The organism is Paraperibacillus marinus, from assembly GCF_046237605.1.
GTDB classification, from domain to species: domain Bacteria; phylum Bacillota; class Bacilli; order Bacillales; family DSM-1321; genus Paraperibacillus; species Paraperibacillus marinus.
This window is the reverse complement of the sequence record NZ_CP143542.1, coordinates 3,764,754-3,786,605: the sequence shown is the minus strand read 5'-3', so window position 1 is coordinate 3,786,605 and position 21,852 is coordinate 3,764,754. Positions and strand designations below refer to the sequence as shown.

At 47.7% G+C, this 21,852-nt stretch carries 20 protein-coding genes; 13 read left to right on the top strand and 7 right to left on the bottom strand.

What is annotated here, in order from left to right; genetic code table 11:
- Window positions 1-312: 312 nt before the first annotated feature.
- Window positions 313-672: a MerR family transcriptional regulator gene (locus V1498_RS19180; protein WP_409295485.1), complete on the top strand. Its 360-nt coding sequence runs from the start codon at window positions 313-315 to the stop codon at window positions 670-672.
- 99 nt (window positions 673-771) lie between these two features.
- On the top strand, window positions 772-2,073 hold the full coding sequence (locus V1498_RS19175; protein ID WP_409295483.1) for a hemolysin family protein: 1,302 nt from the start codon (window positions 772-774) through the stop codon (window positions 2,071-2,073).
- Between the two features lie 38 nt (window positions 2,074-2,111).
- On the opposite strand, the gene V1498_RS19170 is transcribed toward V1498_RS19175, so the two are convergent.
- The 6 genes from V1498_RS19170 to V1498_RS19145 form a co-directional block, all read right to left on the bottom strand.
- Window positions 2,112-2,966 carry a manganese catalase family protein gene (locus V1498_RS19170; RefSeq protein ID WP_409295482.1) on the bottom strand — a complete coding sequence of 285 codons (855 nt, stop codon included), beginning with the start codon at window positions 2,964-2,966 and terminating at the stop codon, window positions 2,112-2,114.
- A gap of 155 nt (window positions 2,967-3,121) precedes the next feature.
- Window positions 3,122-3,967 (bottom strand): aldo/keto reductase, encoded by an 846-nt coding sequence (locus tag V1498_RS19165; protein ID WP_409295480.1) that lies wholly within the window; start codon window positions 3,965-3,967, stop codon window positions 3,122-3,124.
- A 152-nt stretch (window positions 3,968-4,119) separates the two neighbouring features.
- Window positions 4,120-4,500 (bottom strand): hypothetical protein, encoded by a 381-nt coding sequence (locus V1498_RS19160; protein ID WP_409295479.1) that lies wholly within the window; start codon window positions 4,498-4,500, stop codon window positions 4,120-4,122.
- Window positions 4,501-4,528: 28 nt separating this feature from the next.
- Window positions 4,529-5,062, bottom strand: a complete 534-nt coding sequence (locus tag V1498_RS19155; protein WP_409295477.1) for an NAD(P)H-dependent oxidoreductase — start codon at window positions 5,060-5,062, stop codon at window positions 4,529-4,531.
- A gap of 17 nt (window positions 5,063-5,079) precedes the next feature.
- The gene (locus V1498_RS19150) at window positions 5,080-6,714 is read right to left on the bottom strand and encodes a DHA2 family efflux MFS transporter permease subunit (protein ID WP_409295475.1); all 1,635 of its coding nucleotides are present in this window, start codon (window positions 6,712-6,714) and stop codon (window positions 5,080-5,082) included.
- A 233-nt stretch (window positions 6,715-6,947) separates the two neighbouring features.
- Window positions 6,948-7,580, bottom strand: a complete 633-nt coding sequence (locus tag V1498_RS19145; RefSeq protein WP_409295474.1) for an HlyD family efflux transporter periplasmic adaptor subunit — start codon at window positions 7,578-7,580, stop codon at window positions 6,948-6,950.
- Between the two features lie 304 nt (window positions 7,581-7,884).
- Between V1498_RS19145 and V1498_RS19140 the strand changes: the two genes are divergently transcribed.
- The 8 genes from V1498_RS19140 (at window position 7,885) to V1498_RS19105 (ending at window position 15,382) form a co-directional block, all read left to right on the top strand.
- Entirely contained in the window at window positions 7,885-8,163 is a 279-nt protein-coding gene (locus V1498_RS19140) for a MarR family winged helix-turn-helix transcriptional regulator (protein WP_409295472.1), read from the top strand.
- 282 nt (window positions 8,164-8,445) lie between these two features.
- Window positions 8,446-9,744, top strand: a complete 1,299-nt coding sequence (locus tag V1498_RS19135; RefSeq protein WP_409295470.1) for a murein hydrolase activator EnvC family protein — start codon at window positions 8,446-8,448, stop codon at window positions 9,742-9,744.
- A 331-nt stretch (window positions 9,745-10,075) separates the two neighbouring features.
- The gene (locus tag V1498_RS19130; protein ID WP_409295468.1) at window positions 10,076-10,246 is read left to right on the top strand and encodes a Spo0E family sporulation regulatory protein-aspartic acid phosphatase; all 171 of its coding nucleotides are present in this window, start codon (window positions 10,076-10,078) and stop codon (window positions 10,244-10,246) included.
- Between the two features lie 211 nt (window positions 10,247-10,457).
- The gene (locus tag V1498_RS19125; protein ID WP_409295467.1) at window positions 10,458-11,240 is read left to right on the top strand and encodes a transporter substrate-binding domain-containing protein; all 783 of its coding nucleotides are present in this window, start codon (window positions 10,458-10,460) and stop codon (window positions 11,238-11,240) included.
- A gap of 35 nt (window positions 11,241-11,275) precedes the next feature.
- Window positions 11,276-11,941, top strand: coding sequence for an amino acid ABC transporter permease (locus V1498_RS19120; RefSeq protein ID WP_409295465.1), 666 nt, complete (start codon window positions 11,276-11,278; stop codon window positions 11,939-11,941).
- 27 nt (window positions 11,942-11,968) lie between these two features.
- Window positions 11,969-12,697: an amino acid ABC transporter ATP-binding protein gene (locus V1498_RS19115; protein WP_409299374.1), complete on the top strand. Its 729-nt coding sequence runs from the start codon at window positions 11,969-11,971 to the stop codon at window positions 12,695-12,697.
- 182 nt (window positions 12,698-12,879) lie between these two features.
- Window positions 12,880-13,248, top strand: a complete 369-nt coding sequence (locus V1498_RS19110) for an ArsR/SmtB family transcription factor (RefSeq protein WP_409295463.1) — start codon at window positions 12,880-12,882, stop codon at window positions 13,246-13,248.
- On the top strand, window positions 13,241-15,382 hold the full coding sequence (locus V1498_RS19105) for a heavy metal translocating P-type ATPase (protein WP_409295461.1): 2,142 nt from the start codon (window positions 13,241-13,243) through the stop codon (window positions 15,380-15,382). The genes V1498_RS19110 and V1498_RS19105 overlap by 8 nt, the downstream gene beginning before the upstream one ends.
- Window positions 15,383-15,435: 53 nt before the next feature.
- Here V1498_RS19105 and V1498_RS19100 read toward each other — a convergent pair whose 3' ends face one another.
- Window positions 15,436-16,230 (bottom strand): thermonuclease family protein, encoded by a 795-nt coding sequence (locus tag V1498_RS19100; RefSeq protein ID WP_409295459.1) that lies wholly within the window; start codon window positions 16,228-16,230, stop codon window positions 15,436-15,438.
- 212 nt (window positions 16,231-16,442) lie between these two features.
- Here V1498_RS19100 and V1498_RS19095 point away from each other — a divergent pair, with 212 nt between their 5' ends.
- The 3 genes from V1498_RS19095 (at window position 16,443) to uvrA (ending at window position 21,798) form a co-directional block, all read left to right on the top strand.
- The gene (locus V1498_RS19095; protein WP_409290345.1) at window positions 16,443-16,631 is read left to right on the top strand and encodes a DUF2198 family protein; all 189 of its coding nucleotides are present in this window, start codon (window positions 16,443-16,445) and stop codon (window positions 16,629-16,631) included.
- 300 nt (window positions 16,632-16,931) lie between these two features.
- The gene (gene uvrB, locus V1498_RS19090) at window positions 16,932-18,911 is read left to right on the top strand and encodes an excinuclease ABC subunit UvrB (RefSeq protein ID WP_409295457.1); all 1,980 of its coding nucleotides are present in this window, start codon (window positions 16,932-16,934) and stop codon (window positions 18,909-18,911) included.
- 7 nt (window positions 18,912-18,918) lie between these two features.
- Window positions 18,919-21,798: an excinuclease ABC subunit UvrA gene (gene uvrA, locus V1498_RS19085; protein ID WP_409295455.1), complete on the top strand. Its 2,880-nt coding sequence runs from the start codon at window positions 18,919-18,921 to the stop codon at window positions 21,796-21,798.
- Window positions 21,799-21,852 lie beyond the last annotated feature (54 nt).

Genomic DNA, 21,852 nt, shown 5'->3' with positions numbered 1-21,852 from the left:
TGAAATAGGGGCGGAACTGCATATATTATGCGGCTTACTATAACTAGGTGTGACCATCTTTTATCTCTCCGGCATGCCTGCGGAGCGCCCTGCTCTGCTTAACTGCGTATTTGTTTGTTCATGCTCTTGTCCAGTTCTTTTCCATGCATGTGCTACGAGTAGAAATCTCTTTTTTTGGTAATCTGGACCATATCTTTATTAGATTGTCAGATAGACTGCTATTGTTGTATAATGATTTTATAAACCATAACGTTATAGTTGGGAGGCGTTTCCCTTGGGACTGAGAAGCTGAGAATAAGCGAGCTGGCGGAATTGGCACATGTTACTAAAAGGACAATTGATTATTATACTAATCAGGGGCTGCTTACAGCAGAACGTTCCGCTTCCAACTACCGCTACTATTGTCCGGGTGCGGTCGAGAAAATTGGGATGATTGAACAGCTCAAGAAAGAAAAATTATCACTCGCTGAAATTAAAAAACGGCTTAAAGAACAAGATACAAAAAATATAGATATCGAAGAATTAAAAGCAAGGATTCAAGAGCTGGAGCTGGATGTCTCAGAGATCATGGAAATTGTGGAGAAACAGGGCCTTACGAAAGAAACAATTAAAAACAACCTGTCCCACGAAAGCATCTCACTTATGCAGACCCTGCTGCTCCTGCTTATATAAGCCGGTATCCTAAAAAAAATTGAGAGAACATACAGGAGGTGTATGGGGGCTGGACTATTTTAGGGGAAAAGCGATCCCCGCTGGCCAGTTTCCTATTTATTGGACATATTAAACTTGATATTGTTAGCGGTACTCATTGCCATGACAGGATTTTTCGTGGCAACAGAATTTGCTATTGTAAAAGTGAGAGGTTCCCGCATTGATCAGCTGGTAGCTGAAGGCAAAAAAGGGTCAGCTGCCGCAAAAAAGGTGACGACCCATCTTGACGAATATTTGTCTGCCTGCCAGCTGGGTATTACCGTTACAGCTTTAGGGCTTGGGTGGATTGGAGAGCCGACTGTCGAAAGCCTGCTCCATCCACTGTTCACCATGTGGCATCTGGACGAAGGCATTTCTGATATTCTATCCTTCGGAATTGCGTTTGCCTTTGTAACATTCCTGCACGTAGTAATTGGCGAGCTTGCCCCTAAAACGGTGGCAATCCAGAAGGCAGAAGCCATAACGCTTGCCTTCGCAAGTCCGATCATCTGGTTTTACCGGCTCATGTATCCGTTTATCTGGATCTTGAACGGTTCAGCCCGTTTCCTTACGGGGATGTTTGGACTGAAGCCGGTTTCCGAGCACGAACTTGCCCACTCGGAAGAGGAGCTGCGCATTTTGTTGTCGGAAAGCTATAAGAGCGGTGAAATCAATCAGACGGAACTTAAATACGTTAACAATATCTTTCAGTTTGACGAAAGGATTGCCAAGGAAATCATGGTTCCCCGCACAGAGATTGTCAGTCTGTCTGTCGAAGCTGGCCTGGGAACGGTCCTTGATACCGTGAAAAGTGAAGGCTATACGCGCTATCCTGTGACTGACGGGGATAAAGACCATGTTCTTGGCATTGTAAATATAAAAGAAATCATCACATCGAGAATCTCGAATGGAGCCCTGGTAGAAGGGGAAACCTCGATTCAGCCCTATATCAAGCCGGTCATCCGGGTAATTGAAACGGTCCCGATTCACGATCTATTGCTCCGTATGCAGCGCGACCGCGCACAGATGGCCATTTTGATCGATGAATATGGCGGAACCTCAGGTCTGGTTACGGTTGAAGATATCCTGGAGGAAATCGTAGGGGAAATCCGTGATGAATTTGATACAGATGAAGTGGCGGATATCCGGAAAATTGGAGAAGGTCATTATATCCTCAATGCAAAGGTACTGATCGAAGACGTAAATGATCTGATTGGAACACACTTTGAAGAAGAAGATGTCGATACACTCGGCGGCTGGGTGCTCACCCAGAAATTTGATGTTAAAGTCGGGGATTCCATCGGGGCAGAAGGCTATGATTTCACAGTAAAAGAAATTGACGGCCACCAGCTTATAACGGTGGAAATCCTGAAACAGAAATAAAGGAGAGGCTGACAGTTGTCAGCCTCTTTTTAGCTTGATCAGCGGAACATATCTGTTATGCCTGGTGCATGCTCATTCGGCCGTTCCGGCATTTCAGGGACCGGGTGACCTTCAGGTGGATCCACAACAGACAACTCACCGCCATTGCGGCTTGGCGTCTGGCCGGAGTATATTTCGGCAATCCTTGTATCATCAAGCCTGAAATTGAACTGGACATTATGAAAGCCCATCTCCACATATTTGCGGCACTCAGGATATTTATTAATGTCGTAATTCGGGACAGGGAATAGTTTTCCCCAATCTACACCCAGCATCTCAAGTCCTTTTGCGAATGCGTTTTGGTGGGCATTGTCGCGGACAATAAGAAACGCCACTGTCTCGCGTAGAGTTTTGTTGGAACTCATTTCATAAATCCGCGTTTTTTGCAGTACGCCTGTTGACTCCAGTACAAGATTGTCCAGAAGGTTTGCAATCAGGTTGCCGTGGTCATAGACATACGAGCCCTGCCACGGATTACCATTGGCATCCTCGGGAACCGAGCTTTGTGCACCCATGATGAAATGGTGAGGGATTGCATGTTTTACTGCTTCATCAAGAGGGGCGCTGTCGCTGCCGGAATTACCTGGCATTGGTGCACCTGAATCATCGAGAAGGGCGTTGATTGTATTTTGGACTAATTCCACATGGGCAATCTCCTCGAGAAAAATCCCTTTAATCAGATCACGGAATTGCAATGCCTTGCCCCGGAAGTTGCTGCTTTGGAAAAAGAACTGCATCATCGTCCGCATTTCCCCGAACCGGCCGCCAAGAGTCTCCTGAAGCACCTTGGCTGCATTCGGATCCGGCTTGTCCGGAATAATCGGATTAATCAGCTCCTGCTTATAATAATACATCCTACAAAACCTCCCCCACATAATCAAAGATGCCATCTTAGCATCTGCAGAATGAAGGTAGCTATTCAAGGGGGACTGACCCCATTTCCCGGATTATTTCCCAGTAAAAAACGGCCTCCCATCTGGGTGGCCGTCCTGTCTTTTGGGCATATTAATCAGAAGTCGAAGTTGTCTGGATCAGCACCAACGCGCTGATCTTTGTTCAACTCATCAATGGCTGCCATATCTTCAGCTGTCAATTCAAAATTGAAGACATCCGCATTCTCAATGATGCGGTGTTCTTTTGTTGATTTCGGAATGGTCACAACGCCATTTTGAAGGTCCCAGCGCAGAATAACCTGTGCAGGTGTCTTGCTGTGTTTCTCAGCAATGCCCTTCAGCACTTCATTATCAAACAGGCCGCCCTGCATCAATGGAGACCATGCTTCAAACTGAATTTCCTGCTCCTTGCAGAATGAACGCAGCTCACGCTGAGCCAGCTGTGGATGGAATTCAACCTGATTGACCATCGGCTTGATTGTGGCATCTGCCAAAAGATCTTCCAGATGGTGAACATGGAAGTTGCTCACACCGATGGCGCGGACACGCTTGTCGTTATACAACTGTTCCATGGCTTTCCAGGTATCCTTATACTTGCCTGCTACCGGCCAATGAATCAAATATAAGTCTAAATATTCAAGGCCGAGGCGCTTCAGGCTTGCTTCATAAGCTTCCAGGGTGGAATCATAGCCCTGGTCTGAATTCCAGACCTTTGAAGTGATAAACAAGTCTTCACGCGACAGGCCGGTTTCCTTCAGAGCCTGGCGGATTCCTTCACCCACGCCTTCTTCATTCTTGTACACGGCCGCCGTATCGATGCTGCGGTATCCATTGACGATGGCTGCCTTCACGGATGAAATAACCTCATTGCCATCCTCTACACGCCAGACGCCAAGGCCAAACCACGGCATCTTAACACCATTATGTAACATAGTTGTATCCTGCAAACTGCTGATTGACATTCAAAAACCTCCTTATAGTAAAAGCCTTATGGAAAAAGTATCTAACTCCTGTAAGAATTAGTCAAACAATCTGACTCCGGGCGAGTCTCTAATTCCCCAAGGACAGAAATGTAAGAAAAAGGGGAATGGGGGCCTTCTCCATTTCCAGTGCTTCAGTTCTTTTTGTTTTTTATGTTTGATAGTGCCTTACGGTATTGGGTATCGTCTATTCCGGTTTCCCTGTAAGGCTGTTTTTCCTGTTGGGATGCTGGTTTCTTGAAATTCTTTAAGGTCTGGCGGTAGGCAGCATCTTTCATTTTTACAGCCAGTTCCCGGCTGGCATGAACGTCTGTTTCAGTCTGCCTGTCATCAGCGGCTATGTTTCCGTTTCCTTCGCCTGCAGCTGCCTCTAAACGAGCGGGTGCTTCCATTGCTGCAGCATCCCCGTGACCGGCAGACTTTTCAACAGGGGAGGAGAGGGCGCGCGAATTGACGCGGACCAGCAGGAACACAAGGAACACGGCAGCCAGAACACAAATAATTACAATTGTCATTGGTCATCCCCCTCTTTTAGGCAATATATCAAGACTTTGCGGCGGTAAAACCGGCTGCCAGTCCGGCAACGCGCCGGCCAAGGGCACGGCCAAGTGCTGCGCCGTTCTCCGACAATACTTCTTCGCTGTCAATCGGGCAGGTTACCCCTACACCATAGTAAGAGCCGTATGTTGCGTTTTCAGCAATATTGCCCGGCAGGCCTGCAATGATCATACCCTGGTGCAGCATGGGTGTAATCAAGTTCAGCATGGTGGACTCAAGACCGCCGTGTTCCGTGGCAGTCGTACAGAAAACGGCACCGATCTTATTCACCAATTTTCCTTCAGCCCAGAGGTAGCCAAGCTTATCTATCCACGTCTTCAGTCCGGAGCTGATTGTTCCGAAATGTCCCGGACATCCCCAGATTATCGCATCCATCTCAGGCAGGGAATATACATCGGCTTCTTCCACCGACTGCAGATAAACTTCAGCCCCTTCAAAGGAATCCGCTCCCTGGGCGATTGACTGGGCCAAGGCCCCTGTATGGCCGCCTTCGCTATCATAAATAATACAAATCTTCATCCTGATTCCTCCAATCATTATTGCTGCAAGCTTCTCTCTGGTGCAGGCAGGAGCAGGATTTCTCCGTCCTTGACGGTCCTCCGGACAGCATTTTTAGTATCGGCTGCCTTATCCTTCCGCACATCCCTTAAGAAGAAACTTAGGATAAACCCGATCAAAGACAAGGCTGTTGCCCAATAAAAGGCATCGTTTATTCCGCTTACGGTTGCCTGGATATTTGCTTCCTTCGCCATCAGCTGAATCGTTGTCTGCTGTGCCTGCGCAAGGGGCAGATGGAGCTCAACGGCAGCTCTTGCCGCCAATTCGCGGAAATTCTGCATGAAGATCGGGTCCATCGTATTCATTCCTTCAGCAGCCGTCGCATAATGGAACGTGGTACGGTTGGTAAATATAGTGGTAATGAGACTGATTCCAAGCGATCCGCTCACATTGCGGGCGGTGTTGGACATAGCTGTTCCATGGCTGTTCAAGTGCTTAGGCAGCTGGTTCATCCCTGCGGTCATGATCGGCATCATCAACAGTGACATTCCAAATGACCGGATCATATAAATCGCAAGGATCATATTGTAGGACGTACCCATTGTCAGCTGTGTGAACTCATAGGTGGTGATGATGGTAATCAGCATCCCTGTGACAGCAAGCGGACGCGGTCCGAATTTATCAAATAGGATCCCTGAGACAGGGGACATGACCAGCATAATCAGAGCGCCGGGAAGCATGAGAAGACCTGAATCCAAGGCTGTAAAACCCCTGAGGTTCTGCAGGTAGATCGGCAGAAGGAACATCCCGACAAACATGGCAACAGTTATGATAACGTTAACGATCGTCGCAAGTGAAAATATATCGTATTTGAATACTTTAAAATCGAGCAGAGGCTTCTCTGAACGCAGCTGCTGGATGATAAAGATGGTGATGAAAACAATCCCGAGCAGAGTTGTGGAAACAACAATCGGATCTGACCAGCCCTTAGAGCCTGCTTCTGATACTCCGTAAAGGAGGGAAGAGAATCCAACAAGGGAAGCAAAAGCGCCAAATACATCCATTTTAATATTCTTCGGCGAAAACAAATCTTTAAGCCTGAAGAGGGCGATAATCAAAACGATCGCACCGAGCGGAACCATGCCGTAGAACATCACTCTCCAGGTGTAATTTTCAATCAGCCAGCCGGAAAGAGTCGGACCCATGGCTGGCGCGAACATCATGGCGAGACCAAAGAGCCCCATCCCTTTTCCGCGCATGCTTGGAGGGAAGATGGATAAGATGATGGTCATCACAAGCGGCTGAAGAACACCGCCTCCTACAGCCTGGATCAGGCGGCCGGACAGCATAACGGAGAAATTGCCTGCTATTCCGCAGATGAAGGCCCCCAATGTAAAGCAGGCCATGGCAAAGATGAACAGCTTCCTTACCCCGAGCCTCTCAATCAGGAACGCTGACAGAGGCACGAGCACCCCGTTAACCAGCATATAGCCTGTCGAAAGCCACTGAATCGTGGTGGCAGCAACCCCAAATTCATTCATGAGGCGGGGAATCGCCACATTCAGCAGCGTCTGATTGAGTATCGCGAGAAAGAGACCGAGCATCAGTACGATTAAAAGCGGCATATGCTGCCGCACACTATTTTCTTCGGCAAATTCATTTTGAGCAGACATCATGCGGCCCCCTTTCTTTATAAGATCTTCTCTAAAATTTTTGTGAAAACTAACCAGTTGGATTTGTGATGCTGTTTTCTAAAAGATTGTTGTTTTTTTGAGGAAATAAAATTTTTAAGCAAGTGGATTGGAACAGAAAGCGAGTGCCTGCAGCGGAAATCCACTTTTTTTAACAGCCCCAATGTATGCAAAAACAGCCTTGTGAATACAGTCACGTTTTAAAAACAGGATCGTTATCTGCTGATTTTCACTTCAGCATTCATGCCCGGCATTACTTTTTCTGAGTAATTTTCGATGGAAATCTTAACAGGTATATATTGTGTCACTTTTGTATAGTTACCGCTCGCGCTTTGCTGCGGCATCAGGGAAAATACAGAGTTTGCCGCATGGCCGATGGATTCTACTTCGCCATCGATCACTATGCCGGAATCGCCATCTACAACAACATCAACGCTGCTGCCGATTTTTACATCCTTCACTTTTTTCTCATCAATATTGGCCACAATATACAGCTTTTTCATATCCACTGTCTGGGCAAGAACAGCACCTGGCTGCACAAGCTGGTTTTTATGGACAGACTGCTTAATGATTGTTCCAGGTTCAGAAGCGGTGATTTCAGAGGTTTGTTTTCCGTTATTCAATTCACCAAGTTCTTTATTAACAGAAACCTGATCTCCTTCATTGGCATTCCAGGAAGTGATTTTCCCTGCTGCCGAGGCGGTTAAAGTCTGGATGTCACCCGTTACATGGGCGTTATCTGTTTTAATGTAGGAAGAAGATTGATAGTAGTAATAAGCTCCTCCTCCAAGCAATGCAATCACAACCAGGATTACAATAAAATTCATCAGCCATAAGCTTTTCTTCATGAATAAAACTCCTTCCTTTTTATAAAAGTGATAAACTATTATAATAGTTAACTAAATGAAGTATATTGCCGGAAACCATTAAAACATAGATTATCTTTGTTGTAAAGATATTTATCCGCTAATTTTACTGCTACAGTTTTTTTTACTATAAATTCTCATTGTAAAGTGAGGGAGGAGCTGCCATGGAGTGCAACCGGGATAAAGGATTGCTTGAGGAGGGAGAAAAAATATGCGGAACTTTCAGCTAAAATGACCACAACTAAATATATGAGCCACAAATACAATTATGGAGACAGAAAATTGTATGGTGGCTCATATCGTACAGGGCCTGGAGCTATCATCCGGAGCTGCGACCCTGCTGCATGACAATTTTGAAGAAGACCAACTCATTATAAGGGAGAGGTGCAGCAGGGACAGAGGGGTCGTATATCCAGAATTGACTGAGAAAGGACAGGAAGTGCTGCAATCCATAACCAAAACCCGGAATGAATTTTATGCAGCCATCCTCAGCAGCGGAGAGCAGGAGCAATTCATCTCAAGCCTGCATAAAGTAGCCGAAGGGCTGCAGCGCGGGGACATGTAGCAGTCCGGATGCTGTAATGATCGAAAAAAAGAGAGGTGGATGCCTCTCTTTTTTATTTTTGCCGTGTGGAATTAGAAGAATGCTGAAATAGAACTGTAACATAAATTCACTTGTTCTGAAAAAAACGGATGCTATAATAGCATGGTGCATTAGACAGAAACCTATCAATTATACTCGAAACATGTCTCTTAACATAGATGATTGAATGAAATACATAGAAGATGACAGAGGAAAACAGCGATATATAGAGAAATCTGGCAAGGGGCGAAAGGGGAAAGCGGATTGAAGAAGCATATCATAAGTTTAGGTTTGGCAGCAGTACTTGGACTTAGCAGTTTAGCGGCTGCTCCAGGAGTTCAAGCAGAATCATTGAATAGCTTGAAAAGTAAACAGCAGAAAAACAATCAAAAGCGTTCGGAAGTGAACAGCGGTATACAATCAGCTGATAAGCAGATTAAGGCACTGAAGGGCAGGCAGGCCGATCTTAAGGCTGAAGTGCGTAAAATTGATGGAGAGATCAGCAGGGCCAATGAAAAAATCCGTGTGCAGAATGAGCGGATCGCACAAACAGAGGCGGAAATTCAAAAGCTGAATAAAGAGATTGCTATATTGAAAGACCGGATTGAAAAGAGAAGTGAACTTCTTAAGAACCGTGCCCGTTCTTTCCAGGAGAGCGGCGGAAATGTAGATTATCTGGAAGTTCTTTTTGGATCAAGTGATTTCGGCGATTTCATCGACCGTGTGGGTGCCGTTGCCACCATCATGGATGCCGATCAGGAACTGATCAAGGAGCATGAACAGGACAAAAAGGATTTGGAAACCAAGCAGGCAGCTGTAAAGGACAAGCTTGCAAGCCTGAAAGATATGCTGAAGGACCTTCAGGTGATGAAGTCAGAACTGACAAAGCAGAAAGCCCAAAAAGACCGTCTGATGGTCCAGCTTGCGAAAAAAGAAAAACAGATTGCCAATGAAAAAATGAATCTGCAAGAAGAAGCCGATCTTCTGGCATCACAGGGAGCTTCCATCGAAAAAGCGATCGGCCTTGAGCAAAAGCATCAGGCTGACCTGAAAGCAGCCAGAGAGCAGGCGGCAAAAGAAGCAGCAGCGAGAGCGTCCGCGCCATCTGCCAGCCCTGCTTCAGCTTCAGCAGGCAGCGCACCAAAAGCTAAAGCTTCAAATGGCTTCATCAAGCCGGCCGCCGGCGTCTTGACTTCGCCTTTTGGCTACCGGACAAACCCAAGCCCTGGCTTCCATTATGGAGTTGATATTGCTCAGGGCGGAACCGTGCCTGTAGTAGCAGCAGCTGATGGTGTGGTTACACGCGCCTATTATTCAGACAGCTATGGAAATACAGTGATTGTCTCCCATTCAGTAAACGGGCAGGTGTTCACAACCGTCTACGCGCATCTGAATTCAATGAGCGTGAGCACGGGAGCTGTAGTGGCACAGGGACAGCAGGTTGGATATATGGGCAACACCGGCCAGTCCTTCGGCCAGCATCTTCACTTTGAACTTCACAAGGGTGAATGGAATGCTGCTAAATCAAATGCAGTAAATCCTGCTTCTTATATACCTCTATGATTCTTAAATAAACTGAAACTGCTTGGAAGTGCGCTGGAATTTGCTGGGTAAGCCGGCATTTCAGCGTATTTCTTATTTTATTTTTCCAAAAAAAGCAGAAGAATATTTTCGACTAAGGTATAAAGGAGAAGGGAATATGGCCGATAGTATAAGAGAGTAAAAAAATGTCATTTAGCCATCAGCGGAATGGCGTATATATTCCCTTGATTATATAAATAGGGAAAAAGTAATATTTTCTTGTAAACTTCCGTATATTATTGTTTACTTAAACCGTTGTGTTATAGTAAAATTTTACCATAATAATAATTAGTAGAGGAAGGAGGTCATGTATATGCTAACCAAGTCAGATTTGGAGACAAGGATTGAGGCGATAAGGAATAAGATGATCCGCTCCGCGGCTAAAACTGGCCTTCATTCCAGAACCACCATTGCACTGAGCCAGCAGCTCGATGGATATATCGTTTTATACCAAGGTCTTCAAAAGGATTATTCCCGAACATAATAAAGTGAGATAAGAGGGTGGACACTGTCCGCCCTTTTTTGTTTGCCTAGAATATCCCATAGATGGGACTAATCTTTATGCATCGGCGTTAATTAATATAGTGAAGGCTGATTAAGGGCTGGCTCAACAGGGTAAATGTCAGTAATGCTATTTTTATAGTGAAAAAGGATTTGGCAGCAATCAGCCAATGGAAAGGGGAACGTAAAGCAGCATGAGACATAAAAAAATAATGCTTATCGCATCCATTATTCTTCTCATTAGCATGATGTCTGCATGTGCTGAAAAAGAGAAGCTTGCAGGCGGGGCTGAACTTATTGATAAAAATGAGTTCGTGTTCGCGGCTTCCGGTGAATTCAAGCCATTCAGCTATATGACGAATGATATGGAAATGGAAGGATTTGATGTCGAAGTAGGAAAGGCAGTGGCCAAGGAATTGGGCCTGAAGGCCGTACCGAAACGGATCAAGTTCAAAGGAATTGTGGAAGGTGTCAAAACAGGAAGGGCAGATGCAGCGGTGGCCAGCCATACGATCAATCCACAGCGAAGTAAACACGTCGCTTTCACCACTCCATACTACTACTCAGGTCCTCAAATTTTTACCCGGCCCGACAGTAAAATAAAAGATGTGAATGATTTAAAAGGCAAAGAAGTGGCAGTGGCAAAAGGATCTACCTATGCCGGTGTCGCAGGAAAATATACCAAGAACCTGAAAATGTATGACAGCGATATCACCGCATTAAAAGCGCTCGATGGAGGCCGTCATGATGCGGTCATCACAGACTTTGTCACGGGAAAGACCGCCCGAAAGGAAGGCTTCAAAATTGAAGGCCGCAAGCTTATTGAACGAAGTGAGCAGGCCATCGTCATTCCACAGGACAATCCTGAGCTCGTGAAAAAAGTGAATGAAGCGCTTGAGAACCTCCGCAAGGAAGGGACTCTCAAGAAAATCAGCATGAAGTATTTCGGAGAAGATATTACATCAAAACCAGAATGATCAGTTACTTTTAGGATGAAAGGGAGTTGGAACACTTGCCTAGTTTTTCTCATTTTTTCGGAACGTTAGGAGATACAAAGGGAGTATTTATAGATGCCATGCTGCTCACGTTGCAGCTTACGGTGGTTTCAGTACTAGTCGGAATAGTAATCGGGCTTTTCTTCGCACTTTTAAAATTATCGAATGTTAAGATTCTCGGCTGGATCTCGGATGCGTATGTATACCTGGTCCGCGGGACACCGCTGATCGTTCAGATATTCATTTTATACTTCGGGATGAGCGGAATTTTCCTGATTCCCGATTTCTGGGCAGCGGCACTTGCGCTGGCTTTCCATAATGGTGCATACATTGCAGAAATCTTCAGGGGAACCATTCAGTCCATTGATAAAGGCCAGATGGAAGCAGGCCGCTCGCTTGGGATGACAAAATCACTGACCATGCGCCGGATTATCCTGCCGCAGGCTTTCAGAAGGGCACTTCCGCCACTCGGCAACCAATTTATCATCGGGCTGAAGGATTCCTCGCTGGCAGCCTTTATATCCATGAATGAGCTGTTCAACGTAGCGACTACACTTGGCTCCAACAATTTCGATGAAATGACTTATTTATTGATTGTCGCGGTATACTACCTCATCCTGGTAGCGATCCTGACCGTTGCTGTAAGTCTATTGGAAAAGAAATTGGCCAGAAGCGATAGATAGGGAGGACAATTGACAGTGAAAAAAGAAATGATTCGCGTAGAGAAATTAAATAAGTCATTTGGTGATCTTCATGTATTGAAGGATATAGATTTGCAGGTGCAGGAAAGTGATGTAGTGTGCCTGATTGGCTCGAGTGGTTCTGGTAAGAGTACACTGCTCCGATGTCTGAACTTCCTTGAGAAAAAGGACAATGGGAAAATCATTTTCGAAGGCAAGGAAATTACCAAAGAGACTCACGATATCAATGAAGTACGCCAAAAGGTAGGGATGGTATTCCAGCATTTCCAGCTTTTCCCGCATATGACGGTTCTTGAGAACATCGTCGAGGCCCCCACACGTGTCAGGAAGATTTCCAAAGAACAGGCGGCTCAGGAAGCGCGTGAGCTCCTGCGCAAGGTGGATCTTGAAGATAAGGCGGATGTATATCCGAGTAAGCTTTCAGGCGGACAGAAGCAGCGTGTGGCCATAGCAAGGGCACTTGCCATGAGACCGGATATCATGCTGTTTGATGAGCCGACCTCTGCACTTGACCCTGAGCTGGTCGGCGAGGTGCTGAACACAATGAAGGAACTCGCAGTCGAAGGCATGACCATGATTGTAGTTACACATGAAATGGGATTTGCCCGCGAAGTGGCAAACCGCATCGTCTACATGCACGAAGGAAGAATCGTCGAAGAAGCACCAACCGACGAATTCTTCAACAACCCTAAAGACGAGCGCACCATTTCCTTCCTCAGTGCCACATCCGTCAAATAAAACCAATCAAAAGGAGCCCCGCTGACTTTCAGCGGGGCTTTTTTTGTGGATATGTGGATGGGAAATAGGGGACTGTCCCCCATTTCCCCACAGCCTAATTTTAGTTTTTGCCCAGTCATTCAAATGTGCTTTTGAATATAGTATAATCAAATAAAGATTTGAATGATGGGCGGGATGAGGAAATGGAGAATGAAGAGTTTTGTGAGTCCGCATGTGAATCCGGCCAGAGAGTAAGCCGTTTAAAAGAGCTGGTTGAAGAGCAGAATGTACCGGAAGTCGCGAATATATTCAAGGCTGTGGCCGATGTCACAAGATTGAAGATTGCATACGCGCTGTTATTGGAGAAGGAGTTATGCGTGTGTGATGCTGCGGAGATCATTGGATCGTCGAGCGCCACTGCCTCCCATCACTTGAGGATGCTTGGCAAACTCGGGCTTGCCAAGCACCGGAAAGAAGGAAAACAAGTGTATTACTCACTGGATGATGATCATGTAAAAGCACTTATAGACATTGCATTTACTCATCAAAAAGAGGTGATGGAGCGTGAATGAAGCCAGAGAATTGCAGCAAGAACCCGAACAAAGGCAGGTATACAGGGTCCAGGGCTTTTCATGTGCCGGCTGTGCCGCCAAGTTTGAAAAAAATGTGAAAGAGCTGGATCAGGTACTGGATGCGAAGGTGAATTTCGGCGCCTCTAAGCTGACTGTCATCGGGAACAGCTCCATAAGCGAGCTGGAACGGGCTGGCGCATTTGAAGGCCTGAGAATTTACCCTGAGGAAACAAGGCTGGATCAAATGAAACAGACAGATTCCTATTTTAAGAGATACGGAGCCGTCATGATATCGGCTGTATTCCTGGCGCTTGCCTGGTCTCTCCAGTATGCCCTGGGTGAACAATCTCCCTTGACCATTGCCGCATTCGCGGCTGCCATTTTGACGGGCGGCACAGGGCTGTTCATAGAGGGAATAAAGAATCTGGCTAAGCTGCACTTTGATATGACAACCCTGATGACGGCAGCGATCATAGGAGCTGCCCTGATAGGGGAATGGAGCGAAGGCGCTGTCGTGGTCATCTTGTTTGCGATTAGTGAAGTACTCGAACGATATTCGATGGACCGGGCACGGCGCTCTATTCAATCTCTAATGGAAATAGCCCCTAAAGAGGCGCTTGTCAGAAGGAACGGGAAAGAATTCATGCTGCCTGTAGAAGACGTGGAACCTGGTGATGTGATTCTAATCAAGCCGGGTCAGAAAATAGCCCTGGACGGCGAGGTAATAAGGGGCTCCTCGGCAATCAACCAGGCGGCCATCACGGGAGAATCGGTGCCGGTTGAAAAGCAGGAAGGTGACGAAGTATTCGCAGGAACCCTCAATACAGAAGGATTTCTTGAGATAAGGGTGACAAAGCAGGCGAAGGACACCACCTTGTCAAAGATCATCCACCTGGTGGAAGAAGCACAGGGAGAACGGGCGCCATCACAGGCCTTCATCGACAAATTTGCAAAAATATACACACCGGCCATCATGCTGATTGCCCTGCTTACGGCCATTGTCCCGCCGCTGTTCAATGGCAGCTGGAGTGAATGGATCTATCAGGGTCTGGCCGTCCTTGTTGTCGGCTGTCCGTGCGCCCTGGTGATTTCCACGCCTGTTGCCATTGTCACAGCGATCGGCAAAGCGGCAGGAAATGGGGTTTTGATTAAAGGCGGTGTTCATCTGGAGGAATTGGGCCGGATAAAAGCTATTGCCTTTGATAAGACCGGCACCCTGACAAAAGGAGTGCCTGCCCTGACCGACTTTATCATTCTGGATAAGGCAAGGGACGAGAATGAGTGGCTGGCATTGATCGCCGCCCTCGAACACCGATCCCAGCACCCGCTGGCAGCAGCGATCACAAAAGAAGCAGACAGACGGGACATCGAATATCGCAGTATCAGCGCTGAAGACATTCAATCCTTAACCGGAAAAGGAATCGCTGGCAAAATTGCCGGCTTGCAGCTGCAGGTTGGGAGTCCCGCCCTCTTTGGGGACTGCCCCCATTTCCCGATTATTTCCCAAAAGGTAACAGAGCTGCAGGAGCAAGGGAAGACGGTCATGCTGGCTGGGATAGACGGAAATACTGCAGCAATCCTGGCAGTTGCCGATGAAGTCAGAGAAACAACCGGGGAAGTTATCCGGAGGCTTCATGGCCTGGGAGTGGAAAAGACGATCATGCTGACAGGCGACAATGCCGGCACTGCCGCAGCCATCGGGCGGCAGGCAGGAGTGGGCGAAGTGTATTCGGAATTGATGCCCTCCGATAAACTCGATTTTATCAAAAAACTGAATCAGAAGTACGGCAGTGCCGCCATGGTCGGCGATGGAGTGAACGATGCCCCTGCCCTGGCTGCCTCAACGGTTGGTGTGGCCATGGGAGGAGCGGGCACAGATACTGCCCTGGAGACAGCCGACATCGCCCTGATGGGGGACGACCTCAAAAAGCTGCCGTTTACCATCAAGCTGAGCCGCAGGACACTTGGGATCATCAAGCAGAATATAACCTTCTCGATTTCCATCAAGCTTCTTGCCCTCCTGCTTGTCGTCCCTGGCTGGCTCACCCTGTGGATTGCCATCTTCGCAGACATGGGCGCCACTCTCATAGTTACATTGAATGGACTGAGACTGCTCAGAGTTAAAGATAAATAGAATGATAAAAAAGATGAGGCCAGCTCCTTAACAAAGGGCGGGCCTCATCTTTTCTATTTCATGGCTTTTCGGTAGCCTGCATCCTGCGCCTCTTTTTCGGAGCAGAACCAGACGATGTTGGCTTTTTTCGGGCTGTCATAATAACTGCCGCCGGGAACATGATATACATGGGAGTTTTCATTTCCCTTGATCTTCCCCTCGCAGCTGCCGGCTTTATCAGGCGTGCCAGAAGCAGACTTGCCGGCGCTAGTGTTATACCCATCCTCCTGAGCATAATCCTCTATGCTCCATATACCTTTTTTCGACTGTCGGGCATCGTTCTCTACTTTGCGGAATTGATCGACATATTTAGTATTCGGCGGATACACCGCAGTCCTGGCAAAGCCTTCACGAATCAGGATTTCATTGAACAGCACGTCTCCCTGCCACACATAAGCAAGCAGGCGGCCGTATTGATCTCTTTCCTCCGCGTCAAGCTCTAGCAGCACTTCCCTGGCCATGAGGCTGGCGGTTGTATACTGGGATGCTTCCTTGCCAAAGGGCTGAACGCCCAGTCTCGGATGCTTTGTTTCAGGGGTGTCAACCAGGATGAAGCGGACTCTTTCGTTTTTTCCGTTTGTGAGTTTTACATCAATCGTATCGCCGTCTACAACATTAACGACCATTCCTTTCAAGCCCTCGTCCGGACGTTTCAACTCCTGAAGGTTTTTGGAGCTGCCGGCGGACGGCTTTTCCTCAACGGCCGTATCTTTTGGCGGGTCTGTTTTTTTATCCTCGATTGCCGCACAGCCGTAAAGTGATGCAAAGGATAACAGCAATGCCAGACATATGTAAACCCATTTCTTCATAAGGATCCTCCCTGCTGCAGAACATTGAAAGTCTATTTTTATGCTATTATATCTATTGAAAGGCGGAAAGGGAAGAAAACCCAGCCGCCGTGAAATAAAAGATGATAATAACAGGAACATATAATAGAATGGATGTATCAAATCCTTAGCAGAAATAGGAGTGATCTCCCCTGAAATTTCTCTCTGCCTTGTTTCTTCCGGGCCTTATGGTAATGCTGTTTACGAGAGTCACGTTCAATCAGGTTGTCTCCCTGATCCTTACAGTGGCATTGATTGCTGTTTCAGTTTATAAGGGATATACAGACAGCTGGCTCCTGATTATCATAGATGCATTCTCATTGACCGCAGGATTTTTTTTCTCCAATACTTTTATGAAAAAAAAGAAGAAGAAGGGCACCTGAATTTCCAGGTGCCTTTTTGGTCCAGTAAACAGGCGGAGTGGAACTTACAAAAATTGGGTGCCTTAAAATAGGAATGTCCGTTCGCTTTTTGTTGGTTTTTTTTAGGCGCTTTGTGGTAAAATGTTTGAGTAGAGCTAGAATGACATCAAAAGGCAGTTCCAAGGTATGCAATTTAGGGAATATGTCTTTACTTATAAATAAGCAGAACAGAGCGCTTTAGTTATTTCAGCCGTTTTACAGGATTTAATAATAACTGGTGCTTTTTTATTTTTCTAAAGATTTTTGATGGGAGGATCTCTTGTGAACCAGCAATTTGAATTAGTCTCAAAATACAGCCCCCAGGGGGACCAGCCTGGCGCAATCAAGGAGATTGTGGCCGGCCTTCGGGAAGGGAAGCAGCATCAGACGCTGCTCGGGGCCACAGGTACAGGCAAGACCTTTACCATCTCCAATGTCATAAAGGAAGTCAACAAGCCCACGCTGGTCATGGCGCATAATAAGACGCTGGCCGGCCAGCTGTACAGTGAATTCAAGGAATTCTTCCCCAATAATGCAGTAGAGTATTTTGTCAGCTACTACGATTATTATCAGCCTGAAGCCTATGTGCCGCAGACGGATACCTTCATTGAAAAAGACTCCAGCATCAATGACGAAATCGACAAGCTGCGCCACTCTGCCACATCGGCCTTGTTCGAGCGGAAAGATGTTATTGTGATCGCGAGTGTATCGTGCATCTACGGCCTCGGTTCTCCTGAGGAATACCGGGAGATGGTGCTGTCGCTTCGCATGGGGATGGAAATTGAGAGGAACCAGCTGTTAAGGAAGCTGGTAGATATCCAGTATGAGAGGAACGACATAGATTTCCAGCGCGGAACCTTCCGCGTCCGCGGCGATGTTGTAGAAATCTTCCCGGCTTCAAGGGATGAGCACTGTATCCGGGTTGAATTCTTCGGCGATGAAATCGACCGCATCCGGGAGGTGGATGCCCTGACCGGGGAAATCCTTGGCGAACGGGACCATGTGGCCATCTTCCCGGCATCCCACTTCGTAACACGGGAAGAAAAGATGAGGATCGCCATCCAGAACATCGAACGGGAGCTTGAGGAAAGGCTCGCCGAACTGAGGGAGAATGACAAGCTGCTTGAAGCCCAGCGCCTTGAGCAGAGGACGAGGTATGACCTGGAAATGATGCGTGAAATGGGATTCTGTTCCGGCATCGAGAACTATTCCCGCCACCTCACGCTCAGACCGGCAGGCTCCACGCCCTATACACTCATCGATTATTTTCCGGAGGATTTCCTCCTGGTAGTGGATGAATCCCATGTCACCCTGCCGCAGGTCCGCGGAATGTTCAATGGCGACCAGGCACGAAAGCAGGTGCTTGTGGACCATGGCTTCCGTCTGCCGTCAGCAATGGACAACCGGCCGCTCCGGTTCCAGGAATTCGAAGAAAAGGTAGGGCAGTCCATCTATGTTTCCGCGACGCCCGGACCTTATGAACTAGAGCATACGCCGGAAATGGTTGAGCAGATCATCCGTCCAACCGGACTCCTTGATCCTAATATTGAGATAAGGCCGATACAAGGCCAGATTGACGATCTGATCGGAGAAATCCAGGACCGCATGCAGAAGAATGAGAGGGTCCTGATCACCACCCTGACGAAAAAAATGTCTGAGGATCTCACGGATTACTTAAAAGAGATTGGAATTAAGGTTCAATATCTGCATTCGGAGGTAAAAACTCTAGAACGGATCGAGATCATCCGTGAACTGAGGATGGGGAAATATGATGTTCTGGTGGGTATCAACCTCCTCAGGGAGGGTCTGGATATACCGGAAGTTTCCCTTGTGGCCATTCTTGATGCAGATAAAGAAGGCTTCCTCCGCTCTGAAAGGTCGCTGATCCAGACCATCGGGCGTGCTGCCCGTAATGCGAACGGCCATGTGATCATGTATGCGGACAAAATGACAAACAGCATGGAAATCGCCATCAATGAGACCCGCCGCCGCCGGGAAATCCAGGAAGCCTACAATGAGGAGCACGGCATCACACCGCAGACCATCCAGAAGGAGATCCGCGGCTCCATCCGGGCTACACATGCTGCCGAGGAGCAGGAAGCTTATACTCCGGCAAGCCAGCCGCTGAAGCTGAACAAGAAGGAACGGGAAAAATTGATTGCCGATATGGAAAAAGAAATGAAGGAAGCAGCAAAAGCCCTGAACTTCGAACGGGCTGCCGAGCTTCGTGACCTATTATTAGAACTTAAAGCGGAAGGATGACTAGAAAATGGCTATGGATAAAATTGTCGTAAAAGGAGCCAGGGCCCACAATTTAAAAAATATCGATGTCACCATTCCGAGAGACAAGCTTGTAGTGCTTACAGGACTGTCTGGCTCCGGGAAGTCCTCCCTGGCCTTTGACACGATTTACGCCGAAGGCCAGAGGAGGTACGTTGAATCACTGTCTGCCTATGCGCGCCAGTTCCTGGGACAGATGGATAAGCCGGATGTGGATGCCATCGAGGGGCTGTCACCGGCCATTTCCATTGATCAGAAAACAACCAGCAAGAATCCGCGCTCAACGGTCGGTACAGTAACAGAAATCTATGACTACCTGCGTCTCCTTTTTGCGAGGGTTGGGCGTCCTGTGTGCCCGATCCACAATATAGAGATCAGTTCCCAGACCATCGAGCAGATGGTGGACCGGGTGCTTCAGTATCCGGAGAGGACGAAGATGCAGGTGCTCGCACCTGTTGTCTCCGGCCGCAAGGGAACTCATGTCAAAGTCCTTGAGGATATTAAAAAGCAGGGCTATGTGCGTGTGAGGGTCGATGGTGAAATGTATGATGTCGGTGATGAGATAGAGCTTGAAAAGAACAAGAAGCACTCCATCGAGGTAATCGTAGACCGGATCGTCGTAAAGGAAGGAATTCAGGGAAGACTTGCGGACTCTATCGAAAGTGCCCTGAAGCTTGGGGACGGCAAAGTCATCGTCGACGTGATCGGTGATGAAGAGCTTCTGTTCAGTGAGCATCATGCATGTCCAATCTGCGGCTTTTCCATCGGGGAACTCGAGCCGCGGATGTTTTCTTTCAACAGCCCGTTCGGCGCCTGTCCGGATTGTGACGGCCTGGGCTCCAAGCTTGAAGTGGATGAGGAGCTCGTCATCCCGGTCAAGGAACTGTCTCTCAGGAAGCACGCCGTTGCCCCCTGGGAGCCGACCAGTTCTCAATATTACCCTCAGATGCTTGAGGCTGTCGCCGACCATTATGGCATTGATATGGATGTCCCGGTTAAAGACCTGCCGTCCAACCAGCTGGAAAAGATTCTGTATGGCTCCAAGACTGACAAAATCTATTTCCGTTATAAAAATGATTTTGGCCAGGTGCGTGAGAATTACATTAAATTTGAAGGCGTCATAAAAAACGTTGAACGCCGCTATAAGGAAACCAGCTCTGACTATATAAGAGAGCAGATGGAGAAATACATGGGCCAGCATGACTGCCCTACATGCAAGGGCTACAGGCTTAAAAAGGAAACACTTGCTGTCCTGATTCAGAACAGGCATATCGGAGAAGTGACCAGCCAGTCGATTGAAGAGGCACTCGATTTCTTCAGCTCCCTTAACCTGACTCCGAAAGAGGAGCAGATTGCCCGCCTGATCCTCAGGGAAATCAATGAAAGGCTCGGCTTCCTGGCGAATGTCGGCCTGGAGTATCTGACATTAAGCAGGGCATCTGGCACCCTTTCAGGCGGAGAGGCGCAGCGGATCAGGCTTGCCACCCAGATCGGCTCCCGGCTGACAGGCGTACTTTATATACTAGATGAGCCGTCGATTGGTCTGCATCAGCGCGACAATGACCGCCTTATCGGCACCCTGCAGGATATGAGGGATATCGGGAACACCCTGATTGTTGTAGAGCATGATGAAGACACCATGTTTGCCGCCGATTATTTAATTGATGTTGGACCGGGTGCGGGAGTGCACGGCGGAAACATCGTATCTGCAGGAACTCCTGAAGAAGTGATGGCAGATCCGAACTCGCTGACAGGCCAATATCTATCAGGTAAAAAATTCATCCCGCTTCCGGTAGAACGAAGGAAGCCGGACGGACGCTATGTCGAAATCAAAGGTGCAAAGGAAAATAACCTGAAAAATGTCAGTGCGAAATTCCCGCTCGGAACGTTCATCTCCGTAACAGGAGTTTCCGGATCAGGGAAAAGTACATTAATCAATGAAATTCTCCATAAGGCACTGGCACAAAGACTTCATAAGGCAAAAAGCCGGCCGGGTGCGCACAGGGAAATCAAGGGGATTGATTATCTGGATAAGGTCATTGATATTGATCAGTCACCGATCGGGCGTACTCCCCGGTCCAATCCAGCCACATATACAGGTGTGTTCGATGATATCCGTGATGTTTATGCATCCACTAATGAAGCGAAAGTGCGCGGCTATAAGAAAGGGCGGTTCAGCTTCAATGTGAAGGGCGGCCGCTGTGAAGCCTGCCGCGGCGACGGCATTATTAAAATCGAGATGCACTTCCTGCCGGACGTATATGTTCCTTGTGAAGTATGTCATGGCAAACGCTATAACCGTGAAACACTCGAAGTCAAATATAAAGGCAAGAATATTTCAGATGTTTTGGACATGACAGTAGAGGATTCTCTGGAATTCTTTGAGAACATTCCCAAGATCAGCCGAAAGCTTCAGACGATCTATGATGTCGGCCTTGGCTATGTCAAACTCGGACAGCCGGCTACAACCCTGTCCGGAGGGGAAGCGCAGCGTGTTAAGCTTGCTTCTGAGCTTCACCGCCGCTCCACAGGTCGCTCCTTCTATATTCTTGACGAGCCGACAACCGGTCTTCATGTGGATGATATATCACGTCTGCTTGTTGTCCTGCAGCGCCTTGTGGACAATGGGGACACTGTGCTTGTGATCGAGCATAACCTCGATGTGATCAAGGCAGCCGATTTTATTGTCGACCTCGGCCCTGAAGGAGGAGACAAGGGAGGCACCATCCTTGCTTCCGGGACACCTGAACAAATCGCTGAAGTCAAGGAGTCTTATACCGGGAAATATCTACGGCCGATTCTTGAGCGTGACAGATTGCGGATGGAAAAGCTGGTTGAACAAAAAGAAAAACAGCATGCCCAAGGGTAAGTGAGAAAAGCAAGCCGGACTGAAGTGACCCCTAAAAGTTAGATACGATTATTA